At 64.3% G+C, this 4,018-nt stretch carries 1 protein-coding gene; it reads left to right on the top strand.

Annotation, left to right across the window (positions count from 1 at the left end; translation table 11 throughout):
* Nucleotides 1-4,018: beta strand repeat-containing protein (locus tag HMPREF2924_RS14240; protein ID WP_371915079.1), on the top strand; the 4,018-nt coding region annotated here is incomplete at both ends.

Below are 4,018 nucleotides of genomic sequence, written 5' to 3'. Positions count from 1 at the left end.
ACAACCGTAGTGGCTCCATCGGCAGCAAGGGCACCATCGATATCGGTGTGACCCGCCTGGAAAACGACGCTGGCACGCTGATCGCCGAACGCGGCCTGAAGCTGGCGGCCGATGAGGCGAACAATTCCAAGGGGCGTATCGTCGCCAAGGATGATCTGCGTGCCAAACTCGGTGCGCTGGTGCAGAACGGGGGAGAGCTGACGACTCAGGGCGCGCTGGCCCTCGACGCCGACAAAGTCGACAACGGCGCTGGTCGCATCGCCGGCAACCGAGGTGTGGTCATCGATGCCCGGCAGGTGGACAACCGTGCCGGCGAGATTGCCAGCCAGGGCGTGGCGACGCTGAATCTCAATGAGCAACTGGACAACCGTGGCGGCAAAGTCGTTGCTGACAGTGGTCTGGGCATCACCGCGCCACGCGTGCTCAACCAGGACAAGGGAGTAATCGCCAGCCGCGATGGGCTGCGCCTGAGTGGTACCGAATTGTTCAATGGCAATGCCGGACTGCTCAGCAGTCAGAGACATATAGAGGTCACTCTGGACGGCGTGCTGGACAATCAGGGCAAGGGCGCGCTGCTCAGCGACGGTACCCTGACGGTGAGCGCCGGGCGCATACACAACCAGGACGCCACGCTGTCCAGCGCCGGTGCGCTGAGACTGAGCAGCCAGGAGGCGGTGGACAACCGTGGCGGCAAGTTGGTGACGGACTCCAGCCTGCGCCTGACCAGCGCCAGCCTGGATAACAGCCGATCAGGGATCATCAGTGCCAACGCTGCGGCGGAGATCCATACCGGGGTTCTGAACAACAGCCAGAAAGGCAATCTTGGCAGCAATGACGGGCTCGGCCTGTTTGCTACTGAGGTGGATAACAGCCAGGAAGGTCGGATCACTGCCAAAGGCATGATCGACGCAAATATCAAGGGACTCGATCAGCAGGGCAAAGGGCGGCTGGTCAGTAATGCCGGCATCATACTCGACCTGAACGAGGGAACCCTGGCCAATGGCGCTCAGGGCCTGATCGCCACGCCTGGAACCTTGCTCCTGCGCCAACTCGGCATGGTGGACAACAGCGGCGGGGAAATTTCCAGCGACCGAGCCTTCACACTCACCACCTCCGCGCTGACCAACCAGGGTGGCCGCCTGCGCAGCGGCGGTGTACTGACGTTGCGCATCGCCCAGGCTCTGGACAACAGCCTCGAAGGTGTTCTCTCCGGCACCGGAGGCCTGGATATCCGGGCGCTTGCCCTGGACAACCGCAGTGGCTCCATCGGCAGCAAGGGCGCCGTCGATATCGACGTGTCCCGTTTGGAAAACGATGACGGCGACCTGCTTAGCGAAGGTCGTCTGAAACTGACTGCCGAGCGAGCGAACAGTGTCAGGGGACGGATCGCGGCCAGGGGTGACCTGCACGCCAGCGTGACAGCCTTTAACCAGGCGGGTGGCGAATTGAGCAGCGAGGGTGCGCTGATGCTCGAGGCCGATAGCCTCGACAACCGCAGCGGCGGTCTGGTCAGTGCTGATGGCAACCTGACCGTTTCCGCCCGGAGGATCGACAACCGTGCGGGCGAAATCGCCAGCCCGGGCCAGGTGACACTGGACGTCGCCGAGCAGTTGGACAACCGAGGCGGCAAGGCCATCGGCGATAGCGGACTTCGCCTCGCCGCGCCACGGGTACTCAACCAGGACGGCGGGGTACTCGCCAGTCGTGATGGGCTGCGCCTGAATGGCGCCGAACTGTTCAATGGCAACGGCGGCCTGCTCAGCAGCCAGCAAAGCATCGACGTCATTCTGGACGGCGTATTGGGCAATCAGGCGGGCAGCTTGAGCAGCCAGGGACGCCTGAGCGTGAAGAGCGGTCGGCTGGACAACCAGGGCGGTGCAGTCTCCAGCGCCGGGACCTTGTCGCTTTCCAGCCAGGGTGCGTTGAACAACCAGGGGGGCAGGGTGGTCACCGACGCCGGTGCCGTCCTGCGCAGCGCCAGCCTCGACAACAGCCAGGGCGGCATCGTCAGCGCCAAGGGGGCCGCGGAGATCCGTACTGGCAGCCTCAACAATAGCCAGAAGGGCGGCATAGGCAGCGGTGCCGGGCTCGCGCTGGTCGCGGACCTGGTGGACAACAGCCAGAACGGCCGGATCACTGCCAAGGGTGCGATCGATGCCAACCTGAAGGGGCTGGATCAGCAGGGCAGCGGCAGGCTGGTCAGCGATACGGCCATCGCGCTCGATCTGCGCGGGGGAGAACTGGTCAACCGTGCTCAGGGCCTGATCGCCACGCCTGGAGCCTTGCTGCTGCGGCAACTGGGTGTCGTGGACAACAGTGGCGGTGGCGAGATCTCCAGCGATCGAAGCTTTACCCTCGCCGCGACCGCGCTGAGCAACCGGGGTGGCCGCGTGATCAGCGGCGACTCCCTGACCCTGCGCATCGCCCAGGCACTGGACAACAGCCTCCAAGGCGTTCTTTCCGCAAGCGGAGGGCTGGATGTCGCTGCACTCGTCTTCGACAACCATAGCGGCATCGTTGGTAGCAAGGGCGATACACGCATCGGGGTGAACCGCCTGGAGAACGAGGCAGGCCGCGTGGTCAGCGAAGGCGCCCTGGATCTGACCGCCAAGCAGGTGAGCAGCGCCAAGGGGCGCATTGCCGCGAAGGGCGATCTGCAGGTCACGGTTGGCACCCTGGAGCAGCAGGGTGGAGAACTGGCCAGTCAGGGGACGCTGACTCTCGACGCCGATAGCCTGGATAACCGCAATGGCGGCCTGGTGAGCGCCGATGGCGGGGTCACCGCCGAGGCACGCCAGATCGATAACCGCGGTGGGGAAATATCCAGCGTGGCCAAGGTGGCTCTGGCTGTCCGGGAACAACTGGACAACCGGGGGGGCAAGGTGATCGGCGACAGTGAGCTGAGCCTAACCGTGCAGCGCCTGCTGAACCAGGCCAAGGGTGTGCTCGCCAGTCGCGATGGATTGCACCTGGACGGCGCTGAACTGCTCAATGGCGATGGCGGCCTGCTCAGCAGCCAACGCCTGGTGGATGTAACGCTCAGTGGTGCATTGGACAACCAGGGGAGCGGTGCACTGGTCAGCGAAGGGTCGCTGACAGTGAAGGCCGACCAGGTCAATAACCAGGCGGGGACTTTCTCCAGTGCGGGTAGCCTGCTCGTTACCAGCCGGGGCGAGTTGAACAACCAGGGTGGCAGGTTGGTGACCGATGCTGGAGCCACCCTGAACAGCACTGGCTTCGACAACAGCCGTGCGGGCCTGGTCAGTGCGAAAGGGGCTGTGGCCATTCGTACCGGAGCCCTGAACAACAGTCAGAAGGGATCCATTGGCGGCAATACGGGCGTCACTCTGGTCGCCGGGTTGGTCGACAACGGCCGGGAAGGACGGATCAGCACCAAGGGTACGCTCGACGCCAACCTGAAAGGGTTGCTTCAGCAGGGGGGAGGCTCGCTGGTCGGCGAGCGCGGTGTCACCCTCGACCTCAACGGTGGCACCCTGGACAACCACGACCTCGGTCTGGTTTCAACGCCTGGCGCGCTCCTGCTGCGCCAACTCGGCATGGTGGACAACAGCGTCGGCGGAGAGATATCCAGCGACCGTGCTTTTACCCTCGCCGCCAACACACTGAACAATCAGGGCGGGCGGCTGATCAGCAGCGAAGCTTTGACCCTGCGCATCGCCAAGACACTGGACAACAGTCTCAAGGGGCAGGTCCTGGCGACCGACGGACTGGCCATCGAGTCTCAGGTCTTGGACAACCGTGCGGGAACCATCGGCAGCAAGGGTGATGCCCGTATCAGCGTAACCAGCCTGGACAACGCCGAACAAGGCAGCCTGGTGAGTGAAGGCCGCCTGGAGCTTGTAGCCGACCAGGTGAGCAACGGCAACCAAGGCCGTATCGCCGCCAGAGGCGTGCTGGAGGCGGCGGTCGGTACGCTGCTCCAGCAAGGCGGCGAACTGGTCAGCCAGGGGAGCCTGGACCTTCGCGCCGACACGCTCGACAACAGCCAGTCCGGGCT

Source organism: Pseudomonas sp. HMSC063H08 (assembly GCF_001813645.1).
Lineage (GTDB): Bacteria > Pseudomonadota > Gammaproteobacteria > Pseudomonadales > Pseudomonadaceae > Pseudomonas > Pseudomonas aeruginosa.
The sequence above is the reverse complement of the archived record's forward strand: the minus strand, read 5'-3'. Positions and strand labels throughout refer to the sequence as shown.